22 protein-coding genes are annotated in these 25,034 nt (G+C 71.9%); 16 read left to right on the forward strand and 6 right to left on the reverse strand.

Annotated features, from left to right (window positions below; all coding sequences use genetic code 11):
* Positions 1-69 precede the first annotated feature (69 nt).
* From ACFWP3_RS06990 to ACFWP3_RS07030, 9 genes are all read left to right on the forward strand, one after another.
* Complete coding sequence (locus tag ACFWP3_RS06990) at positions 70-723, forward strand: SCO family protein (RefSeq protein WP_384216964.1); 654 nt, start codon at positions 70-72, stop codon at positions 721-723.
* Complete coding sequence (locus ACFWP3_RS06995) at positions 720-1,214, forward strand: copper chaperone PCu(A)C (RefSeq protein WP_384216966.1); 495 nt, start codon at positions 720-722, stop codon at positions 1,212-1,214. The genes ACFWP3_RS06990 and ACFWP3_RS06995 overlap by 4 nt, the downstream gene beginning before the upstream one ends.
* Before the next feature lie 22 nt (positions 1,215-1,236).
* Entirely contained in the window at positions 1,237-3,267 is a 2,031-nt protein-coding gene (locus ACFWP3_RS07000; RefSeq protein WP_384216969.1) for a copper resistance CopC/CopD family protein, read from the forward strand.
* Positions 3,192-4,553 carry an iron uptake transporter deferrochelatase/peroxidase subunit gene (efeB, locus tag ACFWP3_RS07005; RefSeq protein WP_384216971.1) on the forward strand — a complete coding sequence of 454 codons (1,362 nt, stop codon included), beginning with the start codon at positions 3,192-3,194 and terminating at the stop codon, positions 4,551-4,553. The genes ACFWP3_RS07000 and efeB overlap by 76 nt, the downstream gene beginning before the upstream one ends.
* Positions 4,554-4,595: 42 nt before the next feature.
* Complete coding sequence (pheA, locus tag ACFWP3_RS07010) at positions 4,596-5,531, forward strand: prephenate dehydratase (RefSeq protein ID WP_384216974.1); 936 nt, start codon at positions 4,596-4,598, stop codon at positions 5,529-5,531.
* Positions 5,532-6,057: 526 nt separating this feature from the next.
* Positions 6,058-7,335 (forward strand): serine--tRNA ligase, encoded by a 1,278-nt coding sequence (gene serS, locus ACFWP3_RS07015; protein WP_384216976.1) that lies wholly within the window; start codon positions 6,058-6,060, stop codon positions 7,333-7,335.
* Positions 7,332-8,144 carry an HAD family hydrolase gene (locus ACFWP3_RS07020; RefSeq protein ID WP_384216979.1) on the forward strand — a complete coding sequence of 271 codons (813 nt, stop codon included), beginning with the start codon at positions 7,332-7,334 and terminating at the stop codon, positions 8,142-8,144. Before serS ends, ACFWP3_RS07020 begins: the two co-directional genes overlap by 4 nt.
* Before the next feature lie 257 nt (positions 8,145-8,401).
* Positions 8,402-9,391 (forward strand): sensor histidine kinase, encoded by a 990-nt coding sequence (locus tag ACFWP3_RS07025; RefSeq protein WP_384216981.1) that lies wholly within the window; start codon positions 8,402-8,404, stop codon positions 9,389-9,391.
* A 10-nt stretch (positions 9,392-9,401) separates the two neighbouring features.
* Entirely contained in the window at positions 9,402-10,046 is a 645-nt protein-coding gene (locus ACFWP3_RS07030; RefSeq protein ID WP_384216983.1) for a response regulator, read from the forward strand.
* On the opposite strand, the gene ACFWP3_RS07035 is transcribed toward ACFWP3_RS07030, so the two are convergent.
* From ACFWP3_RS07035 to ACFWP3_RS07055, 5 genes are all read right to left on the reverse strand, one after another.
* On the reverse strand, positions 10,047-10,682 hold the full coding sequence (locus ACFWP3_RS07035) for a rhomboid-like protein (RefSeq protein WP_384216986.1): 636 nt from the start codon (positions 10,680-10,682) through the stop codon (positions 10,047-10,049). It lies immediately after the preceding gene.
* An 80-nt stretch (positions 10,683-10,762) separates the two neighbouring features.
* The gene (locus ACFWP3_RS07040) at positions 10,763-11,482 is read right to left on the reverse strand and encodes an ABC transporter permease subunit (protein WP_384216988.1); all 720 of its coding nucleotides are present in this window, start codon (positions 11,480-11,482) and stop codon (positions 10,763-10,765) included.
* A gap of 14 nt (positions 11,483-11,496) precedes the next feature.
* On the reverse strand, positions 11,497-12,408 hold the full coding sequence (locus ACFWP3_RS07045; protein ID WP_384216990.1) for an ABC transporter ATP-binding protein: 912 nt from the start codon (positions 12,406-12,408) through the stop codon (positions 11,497-11,499).
* Complete coding sequence (locus tag ACFWP3_RS07050; protein ID WP_384216993.1) at positions 12,405-13,292, reverse strand: ABC transporter permease; 888 nt, start codon at positions 13,290-13,292, stop codon at positions 12,405-12,407. The genes ACFWP3_RS07045 and ACFWP3_RS07050 overlap by 4 nt, the downstream gene beginning before the upstream one ends.
* Positions 13,282-14,271, reverse strand: coding sequence for an ABC transporter ATP-binding protein (locus ACFWP3_RS07055; RefSeq protein WP_384216996.1), 990 nt, complete (start codon positions 14,269-14,271; stop codon positions 13,282-13,284). The genes ACFWP3_RS07050 and ACFWP3_RS07055 overlap by 11 nt, the downstream gene beginning before the upstream one ends.
* A 217-nt stretch (positions 14,272-14,488) precedes the next feature.
* Between ACFWP3_RS07055 and ACFWP3_RS07060 the strand changes: the two genes are divergently transcribed.
* Genes ACFWP3_RS07060 through ACFWP3_RS07075 form a run of 4 tightly spaced genes read left to right on the forward strand, consistent with a single transcriptional unit; the run spans position 14,489 to position 18,375 of the window.
* Positions 14,489-15,316, forward strand: coding sequence for a M24 family metallopeptidase (locus ACFWP3_RS07060; protein WP_384216998.1), 828 nt, complete (start codon positions 14,489-14,491; stop codon positions 15,314-15,316).
* Positions 15,313-17,103, forward strand: a complete 1,791-nt coding sequence (locus tag ACFWP3_RS07065; protein ID WP_384217000.1) for an SDR family oxidoreductase — start codon at positions 15,313-15,315, stop codon at positions 17,101-17,103. Before ACFWP3_RS07060 ends, ACFWP3_RS07065 begins: the two co-directional genes overlap by 4 nt.
* Complete coding sequence (locus tag ACFWP3_RS07070; RefSeq protein ID WP_384217001.1) at positions 17,100-17,444, forward strand: metal-dependent hydrolase; 345 nt, start codon at positions 17,100-17,102, stop codon at positions 17,442-17,444. Before ACFWP3_RS07065 ends, ACFWP3_RS07070 begins: the two co-directional genes overlap by 4 nt.
* A 10-nt stretch (positions 17,445-17,454) precedes the next feature.
* The gene (locus tag ACFWP3_RS07075; RefSeq protein ID WP_384217003.1) at positions 17,455-18,375 is read left to right on the forward strand and encodes a MerR family transcriptional regulator; all 921 of its coding nucleotides are present in this window, start codon (positions 17,455-17,457) and stop codon (positions 18,373-18,375) included.
* Between the two features lie 111 nt (positions 18,376-18,486).
* Here the strand turns inward: ACFWP3_RS07075 and ACFWP3_RS07080 are convergent, their stop codons facing one another.
* Positions 18,487-19,266, reverse strand: coding sequence for an aquaporin (locus tag ACFWP3_RS07080; RefSeq protein ID WP_384217006.1), 780 nt, complete (start codon positions 19,264-19,266; stop codon positions 18,487-18,489).
* A 134-nt stretch (positions 19,267-19,400) separates the two neighbouring features.
* Between ACFWP3_RS07080 and ACFWP3_RS07085 the strand changes: the two genes are divergently transcribed.
* From ACFWP3_RS07085 to ACFWP3_RS07095, 3 genes are all read left to right on the forward strand, one after another.
* On the forward strand, positions 19,401-19,940 hold the full coding sequence (locus ACFWP3_RS07085; RefSeq protein ID WP_384217008.1) for an RNA 2'-phosphotransferase: 540 nt from the start codon (positions 19,401-19,403) through the stop codon (positions 19,938-19,940).
* A gap of 151 nt (positions 19,941-20,091) precedes the next feature.
* Positions 20,092-21,924, forward strand: a complete 1,833-nt coding sequence (locus tag ACFWP3_RS07090; RefSeq protein WP_384217010.1) for an HSP90 family protein — start codon at positions 20,092-20,094, stop codon at positions 21,922-21,924.
* Positions 21,921-24,908 carry a tetratricopeptide repeat protein gene (locus ACFWP3_RS07095; RefSeq protein WP_384217012.1) on the forward strand — a complete coding sequence of 996 codons (2,988 nt, stop codon included), beginning with the start codon at positions 21,921-21,923 and terminating at the stop codon, positions 24,906-24,908. The genes ACFWP3_RS07090 and ACFWP3_RS07095 overlap by 4 nt, the downstream gene beginning before the upstream one ends.
* Positions 24,909-25,034: the final 126 nt, after the last annotated feature.

Raw genomic sequence — 25,034 nt, forward strand, 5'->3', positions numbered from 1 at the left:
CCGGCCGCGCCCCGTCGCCCTGCCGTTCCCGAACGTCCGTCACATCCCCGATCACAGGGACATTTCTCCATGCGCACCACACGCGTGACGGTCGCCGCACTCATCGCGGCAGCCGCACTCACCTTGACCGCCTGCGGCGGCGAGACCGCCAAGCCCGGCGCGGTCAACCAGATCTCCGGCGGCCAGAGCAAGAACAAGGCCGCGACCGTGCTGGACCGCCCGTTCACCAAGCCGGAACTGGTCCTCACCGACACCACGGGCAAGCCGTGGAACCTGCGCGAGCAGACCAAGGGCAAGCCGACGCTCATCTACTTCGGCTACACCCACTGCCCCGACGTGTGCCCGCTGACGATGAGCAACATCGCCGTCGCCAAGAAGGCACTCCCCAAGGCCGACCAGGACAACCTCCAGGTCGTCTTCGTCACGACCGACCCCGACCGTGACACTCCCGAATCCCTCGGCGCGTGGCTCAGGGCCCAGGACCCGTCCTTCACCGGACTCACCGGGGACTTCGCGAGCATCCAGGCCGCCGCGCGGGCTCTCGGCATCGGTATCGAGGCCGCCAAGACGGACGCCAACGGCAACGTCGTGTCCATGCACGGCGCCCAGGTCATCGGCTTCTCGCCCAAGACCGACGAGGGCTACGTCCTCTACGGCGAGGGCACGACCGTCGAGGACTACACCAAGGACCTGCCGAAGATCATCAAGGGAGAGAACCCGTGAACGCCCGCACCACCCGCTCCCTCGCCGCCGCCCTCTCCCTGACGGCAGCGCTCGCCATATCCGGCTGTTCCGGCTCCGAGGACGAGGCGTCCAAGCCCGCGCCCACGGTCAGCGGCGCCTTCATGCCGCAGCCGGTCAACGACAAGATGGCCGGCGCGTTCATGGTCATCAAGAACGACTCCAAGACCGCCGACAAGCTCACCGGCGTCACCTCCTCGCTCTCCGACGACCTGCAGATCCACGAGACGAAGAACCAGAAGATGCAGCAGGTCCAGTCCCTGGACGTGCCCGCCAACGGCGAGCTCAAGCTGGCGCGCGGCGGCGACCACATCATGTTCATGGGGCTCAAGAGCACGCCGAAGGTCGGCGACAAGGTCACCATCGAGCTGCGCTTCGAGAAGGCCGCGCCGGTCAAGGTCGAGGTCGAGGTGAAGGAACGGACGTACAACACCGCGCAGGCTCCGACATCCACCGCCGGCAACGGTCACTGACGGACCGAGGAAGCGACTCGCCATGACGGCCACCGCCCCCGCCCCATCCACGGTTCACGCCCGGACCGCGGCACTGCTGCCGCGGCTCGTGCTGGTCCTCCCGGCCTTGCTGGCAGCCCTGTTCACCGCGGCCTCCCCGGCCTCGGCGCACGCGGCACTCACCGCGAGCGATCCCGCGGACGGGGCGGTGGTCGCCACGGCCCCCGCCCAGGTCACGCTCTCCTTCTCGGAGCAGGTCGCCCTGGGCGACGACTCCATCCGCGTGCTGGACCCCCAGGGCAAGCGCGTGGACACCGGCGAACTGCGCGACATGTGCAGCGGCAGCACCGTCCGCTACGGCACCGCGCTGCACTCCGGCCTGCCCAACGGCACGTACACCGTCGCCTGGCAGGCCGTCTCCGCCGACAGCCATCCCATCTCCGGCGCCTTCACCTTCTCCATCGGCGCGCCCTCGGCCACCGATGTCACCCTGCCCGCCGCGCAGACGGGCGGCGGGCCCGTCGGCATCGCGTACGGGATCGCCCGCTACGCCGCCTACGCCGGCTTCACCGTCCTCGTCGGCGGCGCCGCCTTCATCCTGCTGTGCTGGCGCCGGGGCGCCGCCGAGCGGCCGCTCCAGAAGCTCGTCGTACGCGCCTGGGTGACCCTGACGGCCGCCACCCTCGCCATGCTCGTGCTGCGCGCCCCGTACACCGGGTCCGGGAAGTTCGCCGACGTCTTCGACCTCGAGGGCCTGCAGGCCGTCCTGGAGACCAAGACCGGTGCCTCGCTGATCTCCCGGCTGCTCCTGTTGGGCGCCGCGGCCCTCTTCATCGCGGTCCTCTTCGGCGTCTACGCACGCCGGCAGAGCGCCGCGACCGCGGCGGACGGCTCGGTGGAGGGCGCGGTGGAGGGCGCGAAGCAGGGGCCTGAGGAGGCCGGGGACACCGAGGCGCGGGACACCAACGACCTCACCTTCGGCCTGGGCATCGGCGGGGCCGTGGTCTCCGCCGGCATCGCCGCCACCTGGGCCCTGTCCGAGCACGCCTCCACGGGCATCCAGCCCGGCATCGCCATGCCGGCGGACATCCTGCACCTGCTGGCCGTGGCCACCTGGCTCGGCGGGCTCGCCGCGCTGCTCGTCGCCCTGCACAAGGTCCCCGGGATCGAGCGGGCCGCCGTCCGGCGCTTCTCCCAGGTCGCCTTCGTCAGCGTCCTGGTCCTCGCGGTCACCGGCGTCTACCAGTCCTGGCGCCAGCTCGGCAGCTGGTCGGCACTGACCGGAACCTCGTACGGGCAGCTGCTGCTCCTGAAGGTCGGCCTGGTCGCCGTCCTCGTCGCCATCGCCTACATGTCCCGCAAGTGGACCGCACGGCTCGCCGACGCACCTGTGGACGGGGCCGTTGTTTCACGTGAAACGGCCGCAGACGCATCCGCATCCGCATCCGCATCCGCAGCCGATGTTTCACGTGAAACAGAGCCGGTCGCCGTGCCCGCCGACCCCCGGCGCGCCGCCCAGCTCGCCCGGCAGCGCGCCGCCCTCGACAACGCGCGCGAGAAGCGGGTCCGTGACGCGGATCCGGACCGTACGGGCCTGCGCCGTTCGGTCCTCGCCGAGGCGGCGGTCGCCGTGGCCCTGCTCGCCGTCACCACGGTGCTCACGAGCACCGAGCCCGGTCGCACCGTGGAGCGGGAGGCCTCCCGCGGCTCCGTCTCGACGGCGGTTCCGGACCGCGCCGTGAAGATCACCCTGCCCTTCGACACCGGCGGCCCGAACGGCAAGGGGAACGTCCGGCTCGAGCTCGACCCGGGGCGGGTCGGCGCCAACACCCTGCATCTGTGGGCTGACTCCGGCGAGGGCACGCCCCTCGACCTCCCCGAGGTCAAGGTGTCCTTCACCCTCCCGGCGAAGGACATCGGCCCCCTGCCCCTCCTGCCCGAACGCTCCTCCCCCGGGCACTGGACGGCGTCCGGTGTGCAGCTGCCGCTCGCGGGCGAATGGCGCATCGACGTGACCGTCCGTACGTCCGACATCGACCAGACGACCGTCCAGAAGACCGTGAAGATCGGCTGACCCGCGTGACCCAGAGCAATACCGACATCGAGATCTCCCGCCGCCGGCTGCTGGGCACCGTCGGCGCCGCAGGCGCCACCGGGCTCGCACTGGGGGCCGCCGGCGGCGCCCTCGCGCACTCCGCATTCGCCGGCGGCTCCGGGAGCGGTTCCGGCTCCGGGACCCCCGGCAGCCTGTCCTCCCTCGGCGCCACCCAGGTCGCCTTCCACGGCGACCACCAGGCCGGCATCACCACGCCCTTGCAGGCCAAGGGTCACCTCATCGCCTTCGACCTCACGGCGGGAGCCGGCCGCACGGAGGCCGCCGCGCTGCTGCGGCGCTGGTCCGAGACCGCCCGGCGGCTGATGGCGGGTGAGACCGCCCCGACCGAGGACACCGGCATCGCCCTCGATGCCGGCCCGTCCTCCCTGACCGTCACCTTCGGCTTCGGCCACTCCTTCTTCGAGCGCACCGGCCTCACCGCCCGCCGCCCCGCCGCCCTGGAGCCGCTGCCGGACTTCTCCTCAGACCGGCTCGACGCCCAGCGCAGCAACGGCGACCTGTGGGTCCAGATCGGCGCGGACGACGGGCTCGTCGCGTTCCACGCCCTGCGCGCCCTCCAGAAGGACGCCGGGGAGGCGGCCCGCGTCCGCTGGCAGATGAACGGCTTCAACCGCTCCCGCGGCGCCACGGCCTCCCCGATGACCGCCCGCAATCTCATGGGCCAGATCGACGGCACGGGCAACCCGAAGCCCTCGGAGCCCGATTTCGACAAGCGGATCTTCGTGCCCGCCGCCGGGCCCGGGCCCGCCGAGCACGCCTGGATGGCGGGGGGCTCGTACGCCGTCGTCCGGCGCATCCGGATGCTCCTCGACGACTGGGACAAGCAGTCCGTCGCCCAGCAGGAGCAGGTGATCGGCCGGACCAAGGCCACCGGAGCCCCGCTGACCGGCGGCGGCGAGACCACCGAGATGGCTCTCGACAAGATCGGCCCGGACGGCAAGCCGGTCATCCCGTCCAACGCGCACGCCCGGATCTCCGCCCCCGAGCAGAACGGCGGGGCCGCCATGCTGCGGCGCCCCTTCTCCTTCCACGACGGGATCGGCCCCGACGGTTCGCCCGACGCGGGACTCCTCTTCGTGTGCTGGCAGGCCGATCCGCTGCGCGGGTTCGTCCCCGTCCAGCGCAAGCTCGACCGCGGTGACGCGCTGTCGGCCTTCATCCGGCACGAGTCCAGCGGGCTCTACGCCGTTCCGCCCGGTCCGCGCACCGGCGAGTACGTGGGGCAGCGGCTGCTCGAGGGGTGAACAGCACCCCGGTGGGCAGCACCCCGGCATTAGGCTGACTGCATGTCGGCAACCCGCTTCACGTATCTCGGTCCCGAGGGCACTTTCACCGAAGCCGCCCTGCGCACACTGCCGGAGGCAGCCACCCGGGAGCTCGTCCCGATGGTGTCGGTCCCGGCCGCCCTGGACGCCGTGCGCAACGGCGAGGCCGCCGCCGCCCTGGTGCCGATCGAGAACTCGGTGGAGGGCGGGGTAACCGCCACCCTCGACGAGCTGGCCTCCGGCGAGCCGCTGATGATCTACCGCGAGGTGCTGCTGCCCATCGCGTTCGCGCTCCTGGTGCGCCCCGGTACCGCCCTGTCGGACGTCAAGACGGTGACCGGGCACCCGGTCGCCCAGCCGCAGGTGCGGAACTGGCTGCGGGCGAACCTGCCCGACGCGGTGTGGGAGTCGGCGGCCTCGAACGCCGACGGCGCCCGGCTGGTCCAGGAGGGGCGCTTCGACGCGGCCTTCGCCGGCGAGTTCGCCGCCGCCACTTACGGGCTCGTCCCGCTGGTCACCGAGATCCACGACGCCGAGAACGCCGAGACGCGGTTCGTGCTCGTCGGGCGCCCCGCCCGGCCCGCCGCCCCGACCGGCGCCGACAAGACCTCCGTCGTGCTGTGGCTCGGCGACGACCACCCCGGTGCGCTGCTGGAGCTCCTCCAGGAGTTCGCCGTGCGCGGGGTCAACCTGATGCTGATCCAGTCCCGGCCGACGGGCGAGGGCATCGGCAACTACTGCTTCGCGGTCGACGCCGAGGGCCACATCTCCGACCGGCGCGTCAGCGAGGCCCTCATGGGCCTCAAGCGCACCTGCCCGCAGGTCCGTTTCCTCGGGTCCTATCCGCGGGCGGGCGTCGCTCAGGGTGACGTCCGGGCCCCGAGGCCGGGAACCTCCGACGGCGACTTCACGGCCGCCTCCGACTGGCTGACGCGCTGCCTCGACGGCCGGGCCTGAGGCTTCGTCCACTGTCCACAGAGTTATCCACAGGCCGAGATGGGGACCTGGGGACAAGTCGACAGAGCAGCACGACAAGGTCGACAAATCGGTCGTGGGGCTCAGGTTTCGCGCTGGGGAGCGGAAGGTGAACGGCGTCACCCCCGTATCGTGGATCAACTCTTTGGGGCGAGTCATTCCCACCCGAATGAGTGTGTGAGGGTGGTTTGAACCCTGATTCGCCCCGAGGCCCCGCCGGTTGCTAATGATCTATTTACGTGTCCACAGATGCGGCACACAGCCTGTGGATAAGATCCGCCGGCAGGTAATTCCTGTGGACAAGGAACCGCCTCCGGCCCTGCTCAGGCACGGCACGCGGCTGCCGATGTGCCCCTTTTCGGGGAATGGGCCCGCTTTTATTGACCGCCCGAGAAGGTTCGCTTCCGGCCAGCAGCCAAGACTTATGCATTCGCGGCAATTAGGACATAGCGACACGCAGCGTGATATCGGTGTGATCCCAGGAACCCCAGCCCGGTAGCCTGGAGGGGTGATTGACCTCCGGCTGCTCCGTGAAGACCCTGACCGTGTCCGCGCCTCGCAGCGCGCTCGTGGAGAGGACGTCGAACTCGTCGACGCACTGCTCTCCGCCGACGAGCGCCGCAGGTCCTCCGGCATGCGCTTCGACGAACTGCGCAATGAGCAGAAGTCGCTCGGCAAGCTCATCCCGAAGGCCTCCGCGGAGGAGCGGGCGGAGCTCCTGAAGAAGGCCGAGCAGCTCAAGCAGGACGTCAAGGCGGCCGAGAGCGAGCAGAACGAGGCGGACGAAGCCGCCAAGCGGCTGCTGCTCCAGCTCGGCAACATCGTCCATGAGGACGTCCCGGTCGGCGGCGAGGAGGACTTCACCGTCCTGGAGACGCACGGCACCATCCGCGACTTCGCCGCCGAGGGCTTCGAGCCGAAGGACCACCTGGAGCTCGGCGAGTCGCTGGGCGCCATCGACGTCGAGCGCGGCGCCAAGGTGTCGGGCTCGCGCTTCTACTACCTGACCGGCGTGGGCGCGCTGCTCGAGCTGGCCCTGGTCAACGCGGCCATCGCCCAGGCCACCGAAGCCGGCTTCATCCCGATGCTCACCCCGGCGCTGGTCCGTCCGCGCGCCATGGAGGGCACCGGCTTCCTCGGCCAGGCCGCGGAGAACGTGTACCACCTGGAGAAGGACGACTACTACCTGGTCGGCACCTCCGAGGTCCCGCTCGCCGCGTACCACATGGACGAGATCATCGACGCCGACAAGCTGCCGCTGCGCTACGCCGGCTTCTCGCCGTGCTTCCGCCGCGAGGCCGGCACGTACGGCAAGGACACCCGCGGCATCTTCCGCGTCCACCAGTTCGACAAGGTCGAGATGTTCTCGTACGTCGCGCCGGAGGAGGCCGAGGCCGAGCACCAGCGCCTGCTGGAGTGGGAGAAGCAGTGGCTGACCAGCCTGGAGCTGCCGTTCCAGGTGATCGACGTCGCCACCGGTGACCTGGGCGCCTCCGCCTCGCGCAAGTTCGACTGCGAGGCGTGGATCCCGACCCAGGGCAAGTACCGCGAGCTGACCTCCGCCTCGAACTGCGACGGCTTCCAGGCCCGCCGCCTGTCGATCCGCTACCGCGACGGCAAGAAGACCCAGCCGCTGTCCACGCTGAACGGCACCCTGTGCGCCGTACCGCGCACGATCGTCGCCATCCTGGAGAACCACCAGCAGGCCGACGGTTCGGTGCACGTGCCGCAGGCGCTGCGTCCGTACCTGGGCGGCCGCGAGGTCCTGGAGCCGATCACCAAGTGACCCCGGCCCCGTTCCCGTACAAGCTCGTCGCGACCGATCTCGACGGCACGCTGCTGCGTGGCGACGACACCGTCTCGGAACGCACCCGTGAAGCGCTCGTCGCGGCCACCGCGGCGGGCGCGGCGCACATCGTCGTCACGGGCCGTGCCGTGCCCTGGACCCGGCACGTACTGGACGACCTCGGCTACAAGGGCATCGCCGTCTGCGGGCAGGGCGCCCAGGTCTACGACGCGGGCGCACACCGGCTGCTGACGTCGGTGACGCTGGACCGGCAGCTCGCCGGTCTGGCGCTGGCGAAGATCGAGGCCGAGATCGGTCCGCTGGCCCTGGCGGCCAGCCGGGACGGTGTGGACGGCGAGGTCCTGTTCGGGCCGGGCTACCAGGTGCAGGAGGGCCTGCCGGCCATATACCTGGAGGACACCGCCGCGGTGTGGACGGCCCCGCTGAACAAGCTGTACATCCAGCACCCGGGGCTGGACGACGACGCGCTCGTCAAGGTGGCCCGGGAGACCGTGGGCAGCCTGGTCGACATCGTCATGGCGGGTCCCGGGATCGTGGAGATCCTGCCGCTGGGGCTGACCAAGGCCACCGGCCTGTCGCTGGCCGCGCGCCGGCTCGGGGTGAAGGCGGGGGAGACGATCGCCTTCGGCGACATGCCCAACGACATCCCGATGTTCGGGTGGGCGGCGCACGGCGTGGCGATGGCCAACGCCCACGCGGAGCTCAAGGCGGTGGCCGACGAGGTGACGACCTCCAACGACGAGGACGGCATCGCGGTGGTGCTGGAGCGCCTGCTGGGCGCCGCGTAGCGGGAGCCGCGCACGACGTACGAGAGGTCCGGGGAAGCCCGCGCCGCAAGGCGCGCTCGAAGTGGCTTCCCCGGACCTTTTGTTGCTCCCCGCACAACTCACTCTGCCCCTCGCACACTGCCCTTACCAGCGAATTTCGGGGCCGGCCGCCGCCGCGGAACCATCCGCCGATCAGCAGGACCGGCCGCCGCCGGGTGCGGCGGGCCTCTGCCGAACGGGAGATACCGGGGGCGGAGGGGGGCTCGTAGGGTCGGGACGTGCCCTTGAAACCGAGCGCGCTGTACGCCCCCGTCCTGGCCGGGGCGGGCCTGGTGTCCCTGATCGGTTCGGCCCTGTCCGTGCCCAGCACCTGGTCGCTGGCGGGGATGGCGGTACTGCTGCCGCTGCTGGCCCTGGTGGCCCGCTGGTCCCCGCTCCGGTCCGGGAGCCTCGCGGGCGCTCTGGGCGTGGCGGCAGTGGCCCTGTGGCCGGTCCCGCTGGTGTGGGCGGACGGATCGTGGCTGGAGGTCTGCGGGGCGGCGGCCTTCTGGGCCGTGCCGGCCTTCGGGGCACTGGCCGCCGGCGGCTACCTGCGCCGTCAGGCGGGCCGGCTGCGGCAGGCCGTACGGGACGCGCGGCGCGACCAGCAGCTGGAACTGGCCCGGGACCTGCACGACTTCGTGGCGCACGACGTGAGCGCGATCGTGGTGCAGGCGCAGGCGGCACGGTTCGTGGCCGCGCAGGACCCGGGGCAGGCGGTCCGCGCGCTGGAGCGGATCGAGGCCTCGGGGCTGAGCGCCCTGGAGTCGATGGACCGGACCGTGCACGCCCTGCAGGAGGCGGCGGGCCGTACGACCGCTCCGGTACCGGGACTGGCCCGACTGCCGGAACTGGTGGAGCGGTTCGAGGGCGGGGAGCTGGAGAGCGATCCCGCGGCGCTGGCGGGACTGACCCGGGAGGCGGACACCACGGCCTACCGGGTGGCCGTCGAGGCCCTGACGAACGTCCGCCGGCACGCGCCCGGCGCCGCCGTGGTGCGGGTCGCCGTGCGCCGCACGGGGGCCGGCACGGAACTCAGCGTGGTCAACTCCGCCGCGCCCCGGAGCACCGGCGGGCTGCTGGGCCGCCTGCGACAGGGCGGTACGGGGCTGGCGGGGCTGCGCGGGCGGGTGGAAGCCGCCGGCGGGACCCTGCGGGCCGGGGCAGGGCCGGATGGCGGGTGGCGGGTTTGTGCGGTCTTCCCCGCGCAGGGGGATCCTGTCGGGTGATCATGGCGCAGTGACCACACGCATCCTGATAGCCGACGACCAAGAGGACATCCGCAGCGGCTTCCGGCTGATCCTCGATTCGCAGCCGGACATGACCGTGGTGGGGGAGGCGGCCGACGGGGAGAGCGCGGTGGCGCTGGCCCGGGAGCTGCGGCCCGACGTGGTCCTGGCGGACATCCGGATGCCGCGGCTGGACGGCCTGGAGGTGACCCGGCTGCTGGCGCCGCTGACCCGGGTGGTGGTGGTCACCACCTTCGACCTGGACGAGTACGTGCACACGGCGCTGCGCAACGGGGCGTGCGGGTTCCTCCTGAAGCGGTCCGGACCGGCCCTGCTGATCGAGGGGGTGCGCGCCGCGATGGCCGGGGACACGCTGATCAGTCCGCAGATCACGGTCCGGCTGCTCAGCACGCTGACCCAGGCGGGTCCGGTCCCCGCCGCCGTGGCGCATCCGCTCACCGAGCGGGAGGTCGAGATCGTACGGCTGGTGGCGCGGGGGCTGACCAATGCCGAGATCGGCGCGGAGCTGTTCATCACCGCGGGGACGGCCAAGACCCACATCGCGAACGTCCAGGCGAAGCTCGGGGCCCGCAACCGGGTGGGGATCGCCGCGTGGGCGTGGGAGCACGGTGTGGCGAAAGCGGAAGCCGGTTAGTCACGTTTCACGTGAAACAAGGTGCCGGGTGAGCGGCCAGGAGAGCAGGCCGACGCAGAGCGCGATGGCGTGGCCGAGGTCGGTGAAGGTGCCGCCGGTGAGGAGGGGGAGCCCGAAGAAGGCGACGGCGCCCGCGAGGTAGAGCCACCGCCAGGGGTTGGGCAGCCGGTAGGTGAGGACTCCGACGGCGGCCGCGATGCCGTAGCTGACGCCGATGTCGACGACATGGGTCATGCTGCGCGGGGCGCGGTGGTCCTCGATGGCCATCAGGAGGACCTTCTGGCTGACCAGTGTGGCGACGATGTGGGCGGTCGCGACGATCACGAGCCAGCGCAGGGTGCCCAGCCAGCGTTCGACGGGAGCCTGGAACAGCTCGAAGAGCACGGCGTAGAGGGCGAGCGAGGCCGGGTTCTCGATCCAGAAGGCGCTGCTGACGAGGGCCCGGACGGGGTGTTCGACCAGCTGGTGGATGTTGCTGCTGTTGCGGTGGAGCAGGATGTGCTCGACCCGGTCGGGTGCGATCACGACGATGATGCTGGTGACCGCGATGATCAAGAGCCAGATGTGCGTTCCGGGCGAGGAGCGTATCCAGGACCGCAGGGGCCTGGACGGCTCGGGCTCGGTGTGCTCGATCATGCCCCGATGATGACGCGCGAAGCTGTGCCCCGCCTGGCCGGTGGGCCGGGCGGGGCACGTCTTCGGGCGGTGCGGTGGACCTACTCCTCGCCGGCCAGGGTGAGGCGTCGCAGCTTCTGGCCCGCGTAGACGGTGGCGCCGACGGTGACCACGGTGAGCAGGACCACGGCGGTGGGCAGGCCGACGGTGGCGTCGACGTATCCCTCCCCGGCGACCTTCTCGGCCAGCGACAGGGCCCACTGCTGGACGCTGAGGGTCTTGGCGCCGGAGACCAGGCTGCCGAAGAGCGACTCCCAGATCAGGGCGTAGACCAGGCCGAAGACGACCGCGTGCCGGCTGACGGTGCCCAGCAGCAGGAACAGCGCGCTGTAGGCGATCGAGGCCACGAGGGCGGCGATGGTGTAGGCGACGGCGATCTGCTGTCCGTTGCCGTTGAGGATGAACCCGGCGATCAGGGTGGGGATCGCGGAGAAGGCCATGGTGACGGCGATCGCCACGATCAGCTTGGTCATGATGATCGTCGGCCGCTTCACCGGCTTGGAGAGCAGGTAGACGATCGATCCGTCGTCGATCTCGGGGCCGATGGCGCCCGTGCCGGCGATGACGCCGATCAGCGGGACCATCGTCGCGAGGGCGAACCCGCCGAGCAGGTCGGCGGCGACCTTGTCGTCCACACCCGTGAGGGCGCGGACGGCGATCGCGATGAGGATCAGCAGGGCGGGCAGGAGGAAGAGGATCAGCGCCCGGCGGCGGCCGAGCAGGGCCCGGTAGGTGAGCCGGGCAACGGTGGGGTCGTACATGGATGCCAGCTCCTTCAGGCCGCGACGAGGTAGGAGAAGACCGACTCGAGGGACTCGTCGGAAGGCGAGACCGTCAGCAGCCGGATGCCGTGCGCGCGGGCGACCCGCGGCAGCAGCTCGGTGAAGCGCCCGAAGTCGACGGCCTGGATGCGCAGGGCGCCTTCCTTCAGGTCGACCTCGATACCGGCCGTGGACGGGTCGGCGATCAGGGCCGCGGCGAGGGCCCGGTCGTCGGAGGAGCGGACGAGGTAGCGGTGCGGGCGGTCCGTCATCAGGCGGCGGATCTTGCGGAAGTCGCCGGAGGCGGCGTGCCGGCCGGCGACGACCACCTCGATGTGGGAGGCCAGCTGCTCGACCTCCTCCAGGATGTGGGAGGAGAACAGGACGGTGCGCCCGTCGTCGCCCATCCGCCGCAGCAGTTCCATCAGCTGCATGCGCTGGCGCGGGTCCATGCCGTTGAACGGCTCGTCGAGGAGCAGTACGGACGGGTCGTGGACCAGCGCGGAGGCCATCTTCACGCGCTGGCGCATGCCCTTGGAGTACGTGGAGATCTTGCGGTCCTGGGCGTACTCCATCTCCACGGTGGCCAGCGCCCGCTGGGCGTCGGCGTCGCCGAGCCCGTGCAGCTCGGCATTGGCGATGACGAACTCGCGGCCGGTGAGGAAGTCGTACATGGCCTCGCGCTCGGGCACGACGCCGATCTGCTTGTAGACCTGTTCGTTGCGCCAGATCTGCGTGCCGTCGAGGGTGACGGTGCCCGTGGAGGGGGCCAGGAAGCCGCCCATCATGTTGATGAGGGTGGACTTGCCCGCGCCGTTGGGGCCGAGGAGGCCGGTGACGCCGGGACCGATGCGCATGGTCACGTCGTTGACGGCGACGACGTTCCCGAACCAGCGGGAGGTGTGGTCGATGTCGATGATGGTCACAGCCCGGCCTTCCGGTAGCGGGCCATCAGGGCGGCGTAGGAGCCGGCGATGAGGCCGAGGATGACGAGCAGGTAGACGACGCCGGTGCCGGCCGAGGGGCCGTCACCACCGGGGAAGGCGGTGGTCGCGCCGAGGAAGGCCGTCTGGACCCCGTCGATCAGGGTGATGGGGGAGAACAGGCCCATCCAGTCGATGGCTCCGGTGTTCCCGGTGCTGTAGGCGATGCCCTGGACGGCGGTCACCGCGCCGTACGGGATCAGCAGCACGGCGATGATCGCGGCGACGCCGAACCCGCGGCGGGGGGTGAGCGCGGCCATGACCAGGCCGAGGCCCGCGAACAGCAGCGACAGCAGCAGTACCGACACCAGTCCCTGCCCGAATCCCTTGGTCTGGTCACCGAAGTCGAACTTCGCCAGCAGCGAGCCGATCCACATGATCAGCAGCGGGGTGGCGGTGAGGATGAACAGGGCCGAGGCCATGGCCGCGAACTTGGCCACGACGTAGTCGACCCGCTCGATGGGCCGCGAGAAGTAGAGCGGAACGGTCTTGAAGCGCAGGTCCCGGGAGACCGACTGGGGCGCCTGGGACGCGAGGTAGAGACCGATGACCACCTGCGTGGTCAGGGCGTACGTCGTGTACTTGATCGGCAGTTCGGTGGAGCCGGGGACGGCGATGGCCACCGCGACGAGGATCAGCGCGGGAACGCACATCACCGCGAAGAGGATCATCGGCAGCACCTTGGACTTGGCCGACCGGCCGAGTCCGTAGGCGCCCCGCAGGGACTGCGAGAACAGCGACTTGCGGGCGTAGGCGCGGCCGAGCCGGGGGCCGTCGTAGGACCGGTAGCCGATGTTGTGGATCTGGGTCGAGGTGTCAGGCGCCATCGGAACCGGCTCCCTTCTGGTGGATGGACCGCGCGGGCTGGTCGCTGTCGCGGAAGACCTCCGCGATGTGGTGGCGGCGCTGCTCCATGCGGACCAGGCCGATGCCGAGGTCGGCGACGGTGTCGCGGACCGTGTCGTACGTGTCCTCGCCCGTGGCCTCCACCAGGAGGATGTGGCCGGCGCCGGGCAGTCCCTGCTCCTCGCCCGCGTGCAGGGCGATGCCCGCCTCGGTGAGCGCCTTGCGCAGGGCGGCGGTGCCGTCCGGGTGCGCGTCGGAGTCGGTGACCTCGACCGCGAGGGTCGTGGTGATCTGGGTGAAGTCGCTGGTGGAGCTGGAGCGCAGCAGCTTGCCGCCGTCGACGACCACGACGTGGTCGCAGGTCCGCTCCAGCTCGCCCAGGAGGTGGGAGGTGACCAGGACGGAGATGCCGAAGTCGGTGTAGACGCGGCGGATCAGGCCGAGCATCTCGTCGCGGCCGACCGGGTCGAGACCGTTGGTGGGCTCGTCGAGGAGGACCAGCTGGGGGTCGTGGACGAGCGCCTGGGCCAGCTTGACGCGCTGCTTCATGCCCGTGGAGTAGCCGCCGATGGGGCGGTAGCGCTCCTCGTAGAGCCCCACGTGACGCAGGGTGTCGGCGGTGCGTTCCCGCGCCGCGGTGGGCGGGAGCCCGGACATGCGGGCCATGTGGACGACGAACTCGGTGGCCGAGACGTCGGGTGGCAGGCAGTCGTGCTCGGGCATGTAGCCGACGCGTTCACGGATGGCACTGCCATGCGTGGTGACGTCGAGGCCGAGCACGGCGGCGCTGCCCTCGGTGGCGGGGGACAGTCCCAGCAGGATCTTGATCAGCGTGGACTTGCCGGCTCCGTTGGCACCCACGAGGCCGGTCACACCAGGCCCGATGTCCAGGGAGAGCCGGTCGAGGGCGGTCACTCGGGGGTACCGCTTGCTCAGGCTTTCGGTCGCGATGACAGTCACGGCTTCGACGTTAGTGGCGCGGCTCCTGCGATACGTCAGACCTTGAGCTGGATCCCGTCTCAGCCTTCAGGAGTACATACCCGTACTGGAGGCTGATGTGGACCGGACAACTTTGTCCACAGGTCTGTGCACGGCCCTTGACGTGATCTCCGGTCATTGTCACATTCATCAGTGTCAACTTACGGGCACGTACGGCGACCGAGACGGGTGCTGACCAATGGCAGGGGACGATTTTCGAGGGTTCAGGGAAGTGCAGCGCCTCTCGTACGAGTGCGCGGAGAGCGTCGCCGCGCAGCTGCGCCCCGGGATGACCGAGCGCGAGGCCGCGCGGATGCAGCGGGAGTGGCTGCGCGAGCGCGGCGTGCGCGACTGGTTCCACCTGCCCTTCGCCTGGTTCGGCGACCGCACCGCCTTCGCCGGCTTCCGGATCCCGCTGCAGTTCTTCCCGACGAACCGGAAGCTGGAGCCGGGGATGCCCTTCATCCTCGACATGGCGCCGGTCTACAAGGGGTACGCGGCGGACATCGGATACTCGGGCAGCCTCGGGCTCAATCCGGTGCAGGACCGGCTCATGTCCGATCTGCGGGCGCACCGCACCCTGATCCTGGAGCAGGTGCGGGAGCGCCGCTCCCTGCGCGAGATCTACGAGAACGTCGAGCGGCTGATGACCCGTCAGGGGTATGCCAACCGGCACCGCGCCTATCCCTTCGGCGTGATCGCGCACAAGATCGACCGGGTCAGGGAGCGGCGCTGGTCCCCGACGGCGTTCGGTTTCGGCACCCAGTCCCTGAAGGGGCTGGCATCCGACGCCCTGCACGGGCACCGTGAGGGATGGTCCCCGCTGTGGAGCCCGTACCGGTTCTCCGACCATCCGCCGCAGCCCGGCCTGTGGGCGGTGGAGCCGCATCTGGGCTTCCGGGGCACCGGTGCGAAGTTCGAGGAGATCCTGGTCGTCACCGACTCCCGGGACCCCGGGGAGAGCGCGTTCTGGCTGGACGACGATCTGCCGCACGTGCGGCGCTGGGCTGAGGAGAAGGCGGCATGAGCGGCATGAACGGGACGGGTACGGCGGGACCGGCGGGCGCGCGCGAGCGCTGGGTGAGCACCGGCGGGGTGGAGCTGTGCGTGGCCGAACTCGGCGACACCGAGCAGCCCACGGTGGTGCTGGTCCACGGCTACCCCGACAGCAAGGAGGTCTGGTCGGAGGTCGCCGAGCGGCTGGCCGCGCGCTTCCACGTGGTGCTCTACGACGTGCGCGGCCACGGGCGCTCGACCGCGCCGCAGCCGCTGCGCGGGGGATTCACCCTGGAGAAGCTGACCGACGACTTCCTGGCGGTGGCCGACGCGGTCAGCCCGGACCGGCCGGTCCACCTGGTCGGGCACGACTGGGGGTCCGTACAGGGCTGGGAGTTCGCCACCGTCGCCCGCACCGAGGGCCGGATCGCCTCCTTCACCTCGATGTCGGGCCCTTCCCTCGACCACTTCGGGCACTGGATCAAGAAGCGGATGGCCCGGCCCACCCCGCGCCGGGCCGCGCAGCTGCTGGGCCAGGGCGCCAAGTCCTGGTACGTGTACATGCTGCACACGCCCGTGCTGCCGGAGCTCGCCTGGCGCGGGCCGCTCGGCAAGCGCTGGCCGGCGATGCTCGAACGGCTGGAGAACGTGCCGGCCGGCCCCTACCCGACGGCCTCGCTGCCCTCGGACGCGGCGCACGGCGCCTGGCTCTACCGCGACAACGTCCGCCCGCGGCTGCGCCGGCCCCGGCCGGACGCGTACGCCCACGTACCGGTGCAGCTGATCACCCCGACCGGGGACGCTTTCCTGTCCGAGCGGCTCTACGACGACCTGGAGGGCTGGGCCCCGGATCTGGTGCGCCGTACGCTGCCCGCCAAGCACTGGGTGCCCCGGACCAGGCCCGACCAGCTGGCCACGTGGATCACCGAGTTCGTCACGGCCCGGGAGGAGCCCGCCACGCGGTCACCGGAGCGTAAGGCTCCGGTGAAGTACGCCGACCGCTTCGGCGGCCGGCTGGTCCTGGTCACCGGTGCGGCCAGCGGCATCGGCCGGGCCACCGCCTTCGCGTTCGCCGAGGCCGGGGCCCGGGTGGTGGCCGTGGACCGGGACGCCGAGGGCGCGGCGCGCACGGCGGACATGGCCCGCCTGGTCGGTGCCCCCGAGGCCTGGGGCGAGTGCGCGGACGTCAGCGACGAGCAGGCCATGGAGAAGCTCGCGGCGAAGGTGGCCGCGGAGTACGGAATCGTGGACGTCCTGGTCAACAACGCCGGGATCGGCCTGTCCGGGGCCTTCCTGGACACCAGTTCCGAGGACTGGAAGAAGGTTCTCGACGTCAACCTGTGGGGCGTCATCCACGGCTGCCGGATCTTCGGAAGGCAGATGGCCGAGCGCGGCCAGGGCGGACACATCGTCAACACCGCCTCCGCCGCCGCCTATCTGCCCTCCCGGACCCTGCCGGCCTACAGCACCTCCAAGGCCGCGGTGCTGATGCTGTCGGAGTGCCTGCGCGCGGAACTGGCGTCGAAGTCGATCGGCGTCTCCGCCATCTGCCCCGGCATCGTCAACACCAACATCACGGCCACCTCGCGGTTCGCCGGGGTGGACGAGGCCGAGGAGAAGCGCCGTCAGGAACGCTCCTCGCGGCTGTACGGGCTGCGCAACTTCCCGCCGGAGAAGGTCGCCGACGCGATCCTGCGGGCCGTGGTGCGCAACGAGGCCGTCGTGCCGGTGACTCCCGAGTCCAAGGGCGCCCTGTGGATGTCCCGCTTCGCCCCTCGCACCCTGCGGCGCATCGCGAAGATAGAGCCCCGGCTGTGACCGGGACCGGGTATGCGATCACCCCGCGCCGGGTGGCCTTCGACTGGAGGGCCACACCGCTGCACTGGATACCCGGCGAGCCCACCGCCACCCACGTCATCAACGTGCTGCAGCTGCTGCTGCCCGCCGGGGAGCGGTGGTTCGTCAAGGTCTTCAACCGGGGGGTGGCCAAGGGCCTGCTGCCCACGTGGAGAGAGCTCGGCACGGCCATACCCCGCTACTTCCGGCGGTCGTACCATCCCTCGCAGGAGGGCTCGCTGCGCAGGGCGGTCGAGTACCTCGCGGCCTCACCCGCCGCCCGGGCCGCGGCGGGCGCGGTCGGCAGAGCCGCGATGTCGTAGGGAGCCGGGATTGTCCGATCAGGCGGTGGCCGAGTACCGGATCGAGGATCTGGCGCACCACAGCGGAGCGACGGTGCGCACGATCCGCGCGTACCAGGACCGGGGTCTGCTGCCGAAACCGGAGCGGCGGGGCCGCTCCAACGTCTACCGGGACACGCATCTGGCGCGGCTGCGGCAGATCGCGGACCTGCTGGACCGCGGCTACACCCTGGCCTCCATCAAGGAGCTGCTGGAGGCCTGGGACGCCGGGCGCGGGCTGGGCGGCGTACTCGGGCTGGTCGCCGAGGTGCACGGGCCGTGGACCGACGAGGAAGCGGCCCGCATCAGCCGGGAGGAGCTGAACGAGCGCTTCGGCGGCCGGCCCGACGACGACGCGGTGGACGAGGCCTGCGAGCTGGGCGTGCTGGAGCGCGTCCCGGGGCGCCCGGACCAGTTCCTGGTGCCCTCGCCGCAGGAGCTGACGGTGGCCGCCGAGCTGTACGCGGCCGGGGTGCCGCTGTCGGCCATCACCGGGCACCTGCGGGAGCTGCGCGGGCAGGTGGAGCACATCGCCTCGCGGTTCCTGGAGTTCACCACCGAGCACGTCTTCGCGCGCTACCTCGGGCAGGTGCCGCCGACCGACACGGACGCGGCGGAGGCGGCGACGATGGTGCGGCGGCTGCGGCCGCTCGCGCAGCAGACGGTGGACGCGGAGCTGGCGCGCGCGATGCGGCTGTTCGCGACCCGGCATCTGCAGCGGCACCTGGGGGCGGGCGGGCCACCGCAGCCGTCGGGCCCCTCCCCGGTGGCGCTGCCGGCCGGGACGGTGCGTGCGGTGCAGGACCTCGTCGGCGCCGACCACGTGGCGGAGTTCGTCCGGGCCGCGACGGAGCGGGAGCTCCAGGCCCGGACGATGAACGATCTGGCGCGCCGGGCGGGGCCCGGACAGTAGTCCACAGGTCGGATCACACGTCCACAGGGCGGATCCCGCCTTTGCCGTCAAAACCGGCCCAAACGGCTGTGGACAAGTCCCGTTTGCCTGTGGGCAACGGGGGTTGAGAGGTCAGCCGATGGTCTCGTACGCGGCCTTGGTGGGGGTCGTGCCGTCCACCGGGCCGGGCTCGGCGAGGGTCTCCACCGGCACCGGCTGCTGCGCGGACCGGGAGGTTCCGTACAGCAGGGCGGCGAGTGCCAGGCCGAGGATCCCGCCGATCAGCTGGGCCAGGACGAAGCCGGGGAGCGACTGCGGCGCTATGCCGGTGAAGGAGTCGCTGAAGCTGCGTCCGACGGTGCCGGCCGGGTTGGCGAAGGAGCCGGAGGAGGTGAACCAGATCGCCGCGGCGATGTACGCGGCGACGGCGGCCGGGATGAGCTTCGGGCGTCCTATGCGGCCGAGGCCCTGGATGACGAGGACGAGGCCGGCGGTGGCGACGACCTCGCCGACGAGCAGGTGTCCGCCGTCGCGGACCTGGGTGGCGAAGGTGCCGGGGGCCCGGCCGAACATGGCCTCCGCCAGGACCGCACCGCCGATCGCTCCGGCCGTCTGGGCCACGGCGTAGGCCAGCGCCTCCCGGCCGGTGAGCCCCTCCCCGCCGGTGCGCCGGGACCACCAGGCGGTGAGGGTGACCACCGGGTTGAGATGGGCACCGGACAGCGGCCCGAAGAGCGTGATGATCAGCCCGAGGCCGATGGCGGAGGCGATCGAGTTGGCGAGCAGGGCGACACCTGTGTCGCGGCTGAGCTCGGCGGCCTGTATTCCGGAGCCGATCACGACCACGAGCAGTCCTGCCGTCCCGATCAGTTCGGCAGCCGCACGGCGTGGCAGAGAGGTATGGGCTGTCATGGTTTCTCCCCCTGGGCAGAAGTGGCAGCGGAAAATGTATTCCGTATCTTGGAATAGCGATAGAGGGTGTCCACGCCCGCCCGCACCCCGAAAAATCCCTGCCGGAGGGGCCTGCGACCGGGCACGCTGGGGCCATGGACGACAAACGCACCGTGAAGGTGTCCAAATACGTCTCGAAACACCTGCGGCATCAGCCGGAACGCATCGGACTGGTGCTCGACCCCCACGGCTGGGTGGAGATCGAGGACCTTCTGCGCGCGGCCGCCGCCCACGGTTTCGCCTTCAGCCGCGCCGAGCTCGATCACGTCGTGGCCGCCAACGACAAACAGCGGTTCGCCGTCGACGGCACCCGGATCCGGGCCAGCCAGGGCCACACGGTGGCCGTGGACCTCGGTCTTCCGGAAGCCGAACCGCCCGCGTACCTCTACCACGGCACCGTCGCCGCCGCCCTGGACGCGATCCGCGCCGAGGGCCTGCGCCCGATGGCCCGCCACCACGTGCACCTGTCCCCCGACCGGGAGACCGCGACCCGCGTCGGCGCACGGCGGGGCCGGCCCGTGGTGCTCAGCGTGGACGCCGGGGCGATGCGCGCCGCCGGACACGTCTTCCGGATCAGCGCCAACGGGGTGTGGCTGGTGGACGCCGTACCGCCGCAGTTCCTGCGCTTCCAGTAGCCCCCCGGGCTGCCCTCCGCAGTGGTCCCCCGAGGGGAATTCGCGCGGAGATTGTCGGACCATCCCCCTAATCTGTTGCCCACTCCGGGATCTGTGAGGGGGGACCTCGCGATCGCCGAACCATCCCGTTAAGCACGCGAGGTGACGCCCCATGACGTCCACGCCCCATTCCTTCCAAGTCGACCTGCGCGGCCTGGTCGACCTGCTCTCCCACCACCTCTACTCCAGTCCGCGCGTCTACGTCCGCGAGCTGCTGCAGAACGCCGTGGACGCCGTCACCGCCCGTCAGACCCTCGACCCGCAGGCCGCGGTCCACATCCGGCTGACCGCCTCCGGCGGCCGGGTGACCATCGAGGACAGCGGCATAGGCCTGACCGCCGCCGAGGCCCACTCCCTCCTCGCCACCATCGGCCGCAGTTCCAAGCGCGGCGGGGAGCACGGACTGGAAGCGGCCCGGCGGGAGTTCCTCGGCCAGTTCGGCATCGGCCTGCTCGCCTGCTTCGTCGTGGCCCGCCAGATCCGCGTCGTCACCCGCTCCGCCCGCGACCCCCAGGCCCTGCCCGTCGAATGGCTGGCCACGGACGACGGTTCGTACACCGTGCGCGAACTGCCCCACGAGGCGCGTCCGGAGCCCGGCACCACCGTCGTCCTCGAGGGACGCCCGGGGGCCGGCGAGTGGACCGTGCCGGCCAAGGTGGAGCAACTGGCCCGCGACTACGGCTCCCTGCTGCCGTACGACATCACCTTCGACGACGGCGAGGGCGGCGAGCCGCGCCCCGTCACCGACCGCCCCGCCGTCTGGGACCGGCCCTTCCCCACCCCGGCCGCCCGGCGCGTCGCGCTCGCCGACCACTGCGCGGAGCTCTTCGGCTTCACCCCGCTCGACAGCATCGACCTCGACCTGCCGGTCGCCGGGGTGCGCGGGGTGGCGTACGTCCTGCCCGAGCCGACCAGCCCCGCCCACCGGGCCGGCCACCGCGTCCACCTCAAGGGCATGCTGCTGACCGACCGGGCCGACAACCTGCTCCCGGACTGGGCGTTCTTCGTCCGGGCCGTCCTCGACACGGACACGCTGCGGCCCACCGCCTCCCGCGAGAACCTGTACGACGACGAGACCCTGGCCGCCGTACGGGACGCCCTCGGCGGCCGTGTCCGCGGCTGGCTCGCCGAGCTCGCCGCGAGCGACCCGGAGCGGCTCGCCGCCTTCCTCGGCGTCCACCACCTCGGTGTGAAGTCCATGGCCCGGCACGACCCCGAGCTGCTCGGCCTGATGCTGCCCTGGCTGCCGTTCGAGACCAGCGACGGACCGATGAGCCTGGAGCGATTCGCGGCCGCCCACACCGACGTCCACTTCACGCGCACCGTCGAGGAGTTCCGCCAGATAGCGCCGATCGCCGCGGCCCACGGCCTCGGCGTCATCAACGCCGGCTACACCTACGACGCGGACCTGCTGGCCCTGCTGCCTTCCGTACGGCCCGAGCTGAAGGTCACCGAGCTGGACGCCGGAGCCGTCACCGAACGGCTCGACCCGGTGCCCACGGCGGCCGAACTGGCCCTCGCGCCCTTCCTCGCCACCGCCCGCACCCGCCTGCAGCCGCAGGGCTGCGACGTGGTGCTGCGCGCCTTCCAGCCCGTCTCCGTCCCGGCGCTCTACCTCGACGACCGGCAGGCACGGCAGGAGCGGGACCGGACCGCCGCCCTGGAGAGCGCCGACTCCCTGTGGAGCGGCATCCTGGGCGCGCTGCGCGGCTCCGCACCCCGCGCCCGCCTCGTCCTCAACCACAACAACCCGCTCATCCGGCGGATCTCCGCGCTCCCCGACGAGGCGCTGACCGGCACCGCCGTCGAATCGCTCTACGGACAGGCCCTGCTGATGTCCCAGCGGCCGCTGCGTCCCGCCGACTCCACCCTGCTCAACCGGGCCTTCCTCGGGCTCCTGGAATGGGCGACCCACTCCACCGAAGACCCGGAGGACCAGAAGTGACGAACCCGACGCGCCGGGAGATCGAGCAGGGGCTGGCGGAGAACCGCGAATCCCCGGGCGGCGCCGCGCGCAACGCCCACGCGGAGGCCCTGGTCGCCGCCGCCGAGGCGAGCGGCGACCGCGCGCTGTTCCGGGAGACCCTGGACAACCTGATCAACGCCTATCTGTGGAGCTCCGAGTCCTCGAAGCTGCTGGTGCCCTTCGCCCGGCTGCTCCAGGAATACGACAAGGACCCCGGGGCCTTCTCCGAATGGGACGCCCACTCGCTGTTCTGGCAGTTCAAGTGGGTGGCCGGAGCCATCGCCGACTCCCCCGGGGTGCCCCTGGAGTCGGCCACCGGCTGGCTGGACGAGATGGAGCGGCGGTACAGGATCGCGGGCTACAGCGAGCGGCCCGTACGCGAGGCGGAGCTGTGGCTCGCCGACGCGACCGGTGACGACGCACGGGCCCAGCAGGCCTTCGAGCGCTGGCTGGCGGCCGAGCGCGACGACATGAGCGACTGCCGCGCCTGCGAGCTCAACGGGCAGGGCCAGTACGCCGTCCGCTCCGGCGACGACGCCCAGGCGCTGGAGATCTGGGCGCCGGTGCTGGCAGGCGAGAAGACCTGCGCCGAGGAGCCGCACCGGGTGCTGGCCACCTCCCTGCTGCCGCTGCTGCGCCTCGGCCGGACCGACGAGGCCCGCTCGAACCACCTACGCGGCTACCGCCTGGCGCGCGGCAACGACAGCCTGCTGCCGTCGGTCGCCAGGCACATCGAGTTCTGCGCGCTGACCGGCAACGAGTCGCGCGGCCTGGAGATCCTGGCCGAACACGCCTCCCACGTCGGGCCGCTCGCCAACGCCGACGACCAGCTGGCCTTCCACGGCGGCATCCTCGTGCTGCTGCGCCGGCTGCGGGAGCTGGGCCACGGGCAGAGCCCGGCCGTCCCGTACGACGGCGCCCCGCACACCGTCTCCGAGCTGTACGAGGTGATGCACGCGGGCGCGCTCGGCATCGCCCGGCAGTTCGACGCGCGCAACGGGACCACCCGGGTCTCGGACCGGTTCCTGGCCCGGATCGGGCGGGAGCCGCTGGCCGAGCACCTGCCGCTCGGGGTGCGCAGCGCGGCGCTCGGCCGGCCCGCGGGCCCTGTCGCGCCCGCCGCGTCCTCCCCGGTGGCCGCGGCCACCGGGTTCGCCGAGCTGGTGGAGCGTGCCCGGCAGGCGCGTGACCTGGGACATCCGGGCGCCGACGCGCTGTGGTCCGAGGTCGCCGTACGAGTCGGTGCGGAGCCGGAGCCCGACCCGCTGGTCTCGGCCGACCTGGCCGACCACCGGGCGCTGACCGCCGCGAGGCAGGGCGCCGCGGAGGCGCCGGAGCTGCTGACGGCGGTGCGCGACGGCTACCGGGCGCTCGGCCGGGCGGACCGTGCGGCGCTGGCCGAGCTGCGGCTCGCGAGCGTGGCCGCGCAGTCCGGGACCGCGCCCGCGGAGATCCGCAGGCTGCTCGCGGTGGCCTTGCGGGCCGCGGAGTCTCTGGACGCCTCGGAGCCGCTGCGGATCCGGCGGATCGCCCTCGCGGAACTGGCATCGATCCGCGTGGAGTCGTACCTGCGCTCGGCCGAGGCCACCGGGGACGAGGAGCACGGGCACGGTCATGCCGAGCTGACGGCCGAGCTGACCGCGTTCACCGCCGCCTACGGGGGCACGCCGGCGGACATCGCGGCGGATGCCGAGGAGATGCTGGGGCGGATCTCGCTCTCGCAGGGCGACCCCGAGCGGGCCGTGGCCCTGCTGGGGGCCGCCGCGGCACGGGCGGTCGGGGCGGGCCGGCCCTGGCAGGCGGTGGACGCCCTGGTGCTGCGGGCCGGGGTGCTGATGCGGCTGGACCGGCCCGAGGAGGCGGAGCAGGCGGCGCGCTCCGCGCTGGAGCATTCCGCCGAGGTGACCGACGCCGAGACGCAGGGGGTCATGCGGCTGACCCTCGCGGACGTCCTGCTGCGGCGGGGCGAGGCGGCGGAGGCTGCGGCGCACGCGCTGACCGGGGCCCACTGGTTCGACCAGGCCGGTCTCAGCGCCGACGGCGGGGCCCAGGTCCGGCTGGTCCTGGCCCGGGCGTACGCACAGGACGGCCGGGCCGCCGAGGCGGCGGAGGTGCTGCAGTCGGCGCTGCCGGATCTGCTGGAGCACGGCGAGGAGCAGGCCGTGTCCGCCCGGGAGTTCCTGGGGGACCTGCTGCGACGGCTGAACGAGTTCCGGGCGGCGGCGGAGCAGTTCCTGCTGGCGGCGGAGACGGCCAAGGAGTGGGAGGACCCACGGCCCCAGGCCGGCCTCGCCCATTCGGCGGCCGACACCCTGTCCGACGCGGGGCTGGCCACGGAGGCGGTCGCCGCCTACGAACGGGCCCTGGAGCTGCACCGTCTGACGGGGGAGGCGCCGGTCGCCGAGGTCCGGATCCTGCGCTCCCTGGCCTGGCTGGGACTGCGCGAGTCGGTCACCGACGCGGCCGTATCGCGGGCCCGGGCCCTGATGGAGGAGGCGGCCGGGGTGCTGGAGGCCGCCCTGGCTGCGGAGCCCGGAGCCGCGCATCTGCGGTCCGAACTGGCCCAGACGTGGCACCAGCTGGCGCAGGTCCTCGACCGGATGGTCAGCGCACAGACGGACCGCTTCGACGAGGACGAGGACGAGGACGCAGACGCAGACGACGACACGGAGGGCGCGCTCGCGTCGCTGAGCGAGGAGGAGATCGAGGCGCTGCGTCTGGAGGAGATCGACCTCTGGGACCGGGCCGCCTCGGTCTACGCGGAGCTCGGTCCGGATCATCTGCGGGACCGGTTCCAGTGCCTGAACAACGCCGCGTGGACCGAGCAGGAGCGGGGCCGGGCGGACATGGGAGCCGCACGGGTCTCGGCACTGATCGACGAGGTCAAGGCCCTGCCCGAGAGCGCGGTGCCAGAGTGGCTCCTGCCGTCCGCCGAGCGGCTGCTCGCGCAGCTGACCGACTGAGCCGGCTACTGCCGGCCCCGCGGGGGGGGGGGGCCCCCCCCCCGGGGGGGGGGGGGGCCGCGCGGGGGGGGGGGTGCCCCCAAACGGGGGGGAGGCCCCCCCGGGAAAATAAAAAAAAAAAACACC

The organism is Streptomyces sp. NPDC058525, assembly GCF_042719495.1.
GTDB lineage: Bacteria > Actinomycetota > Actinomycetes > Streptomycetales > Streptomycetaceae > Streptomyces.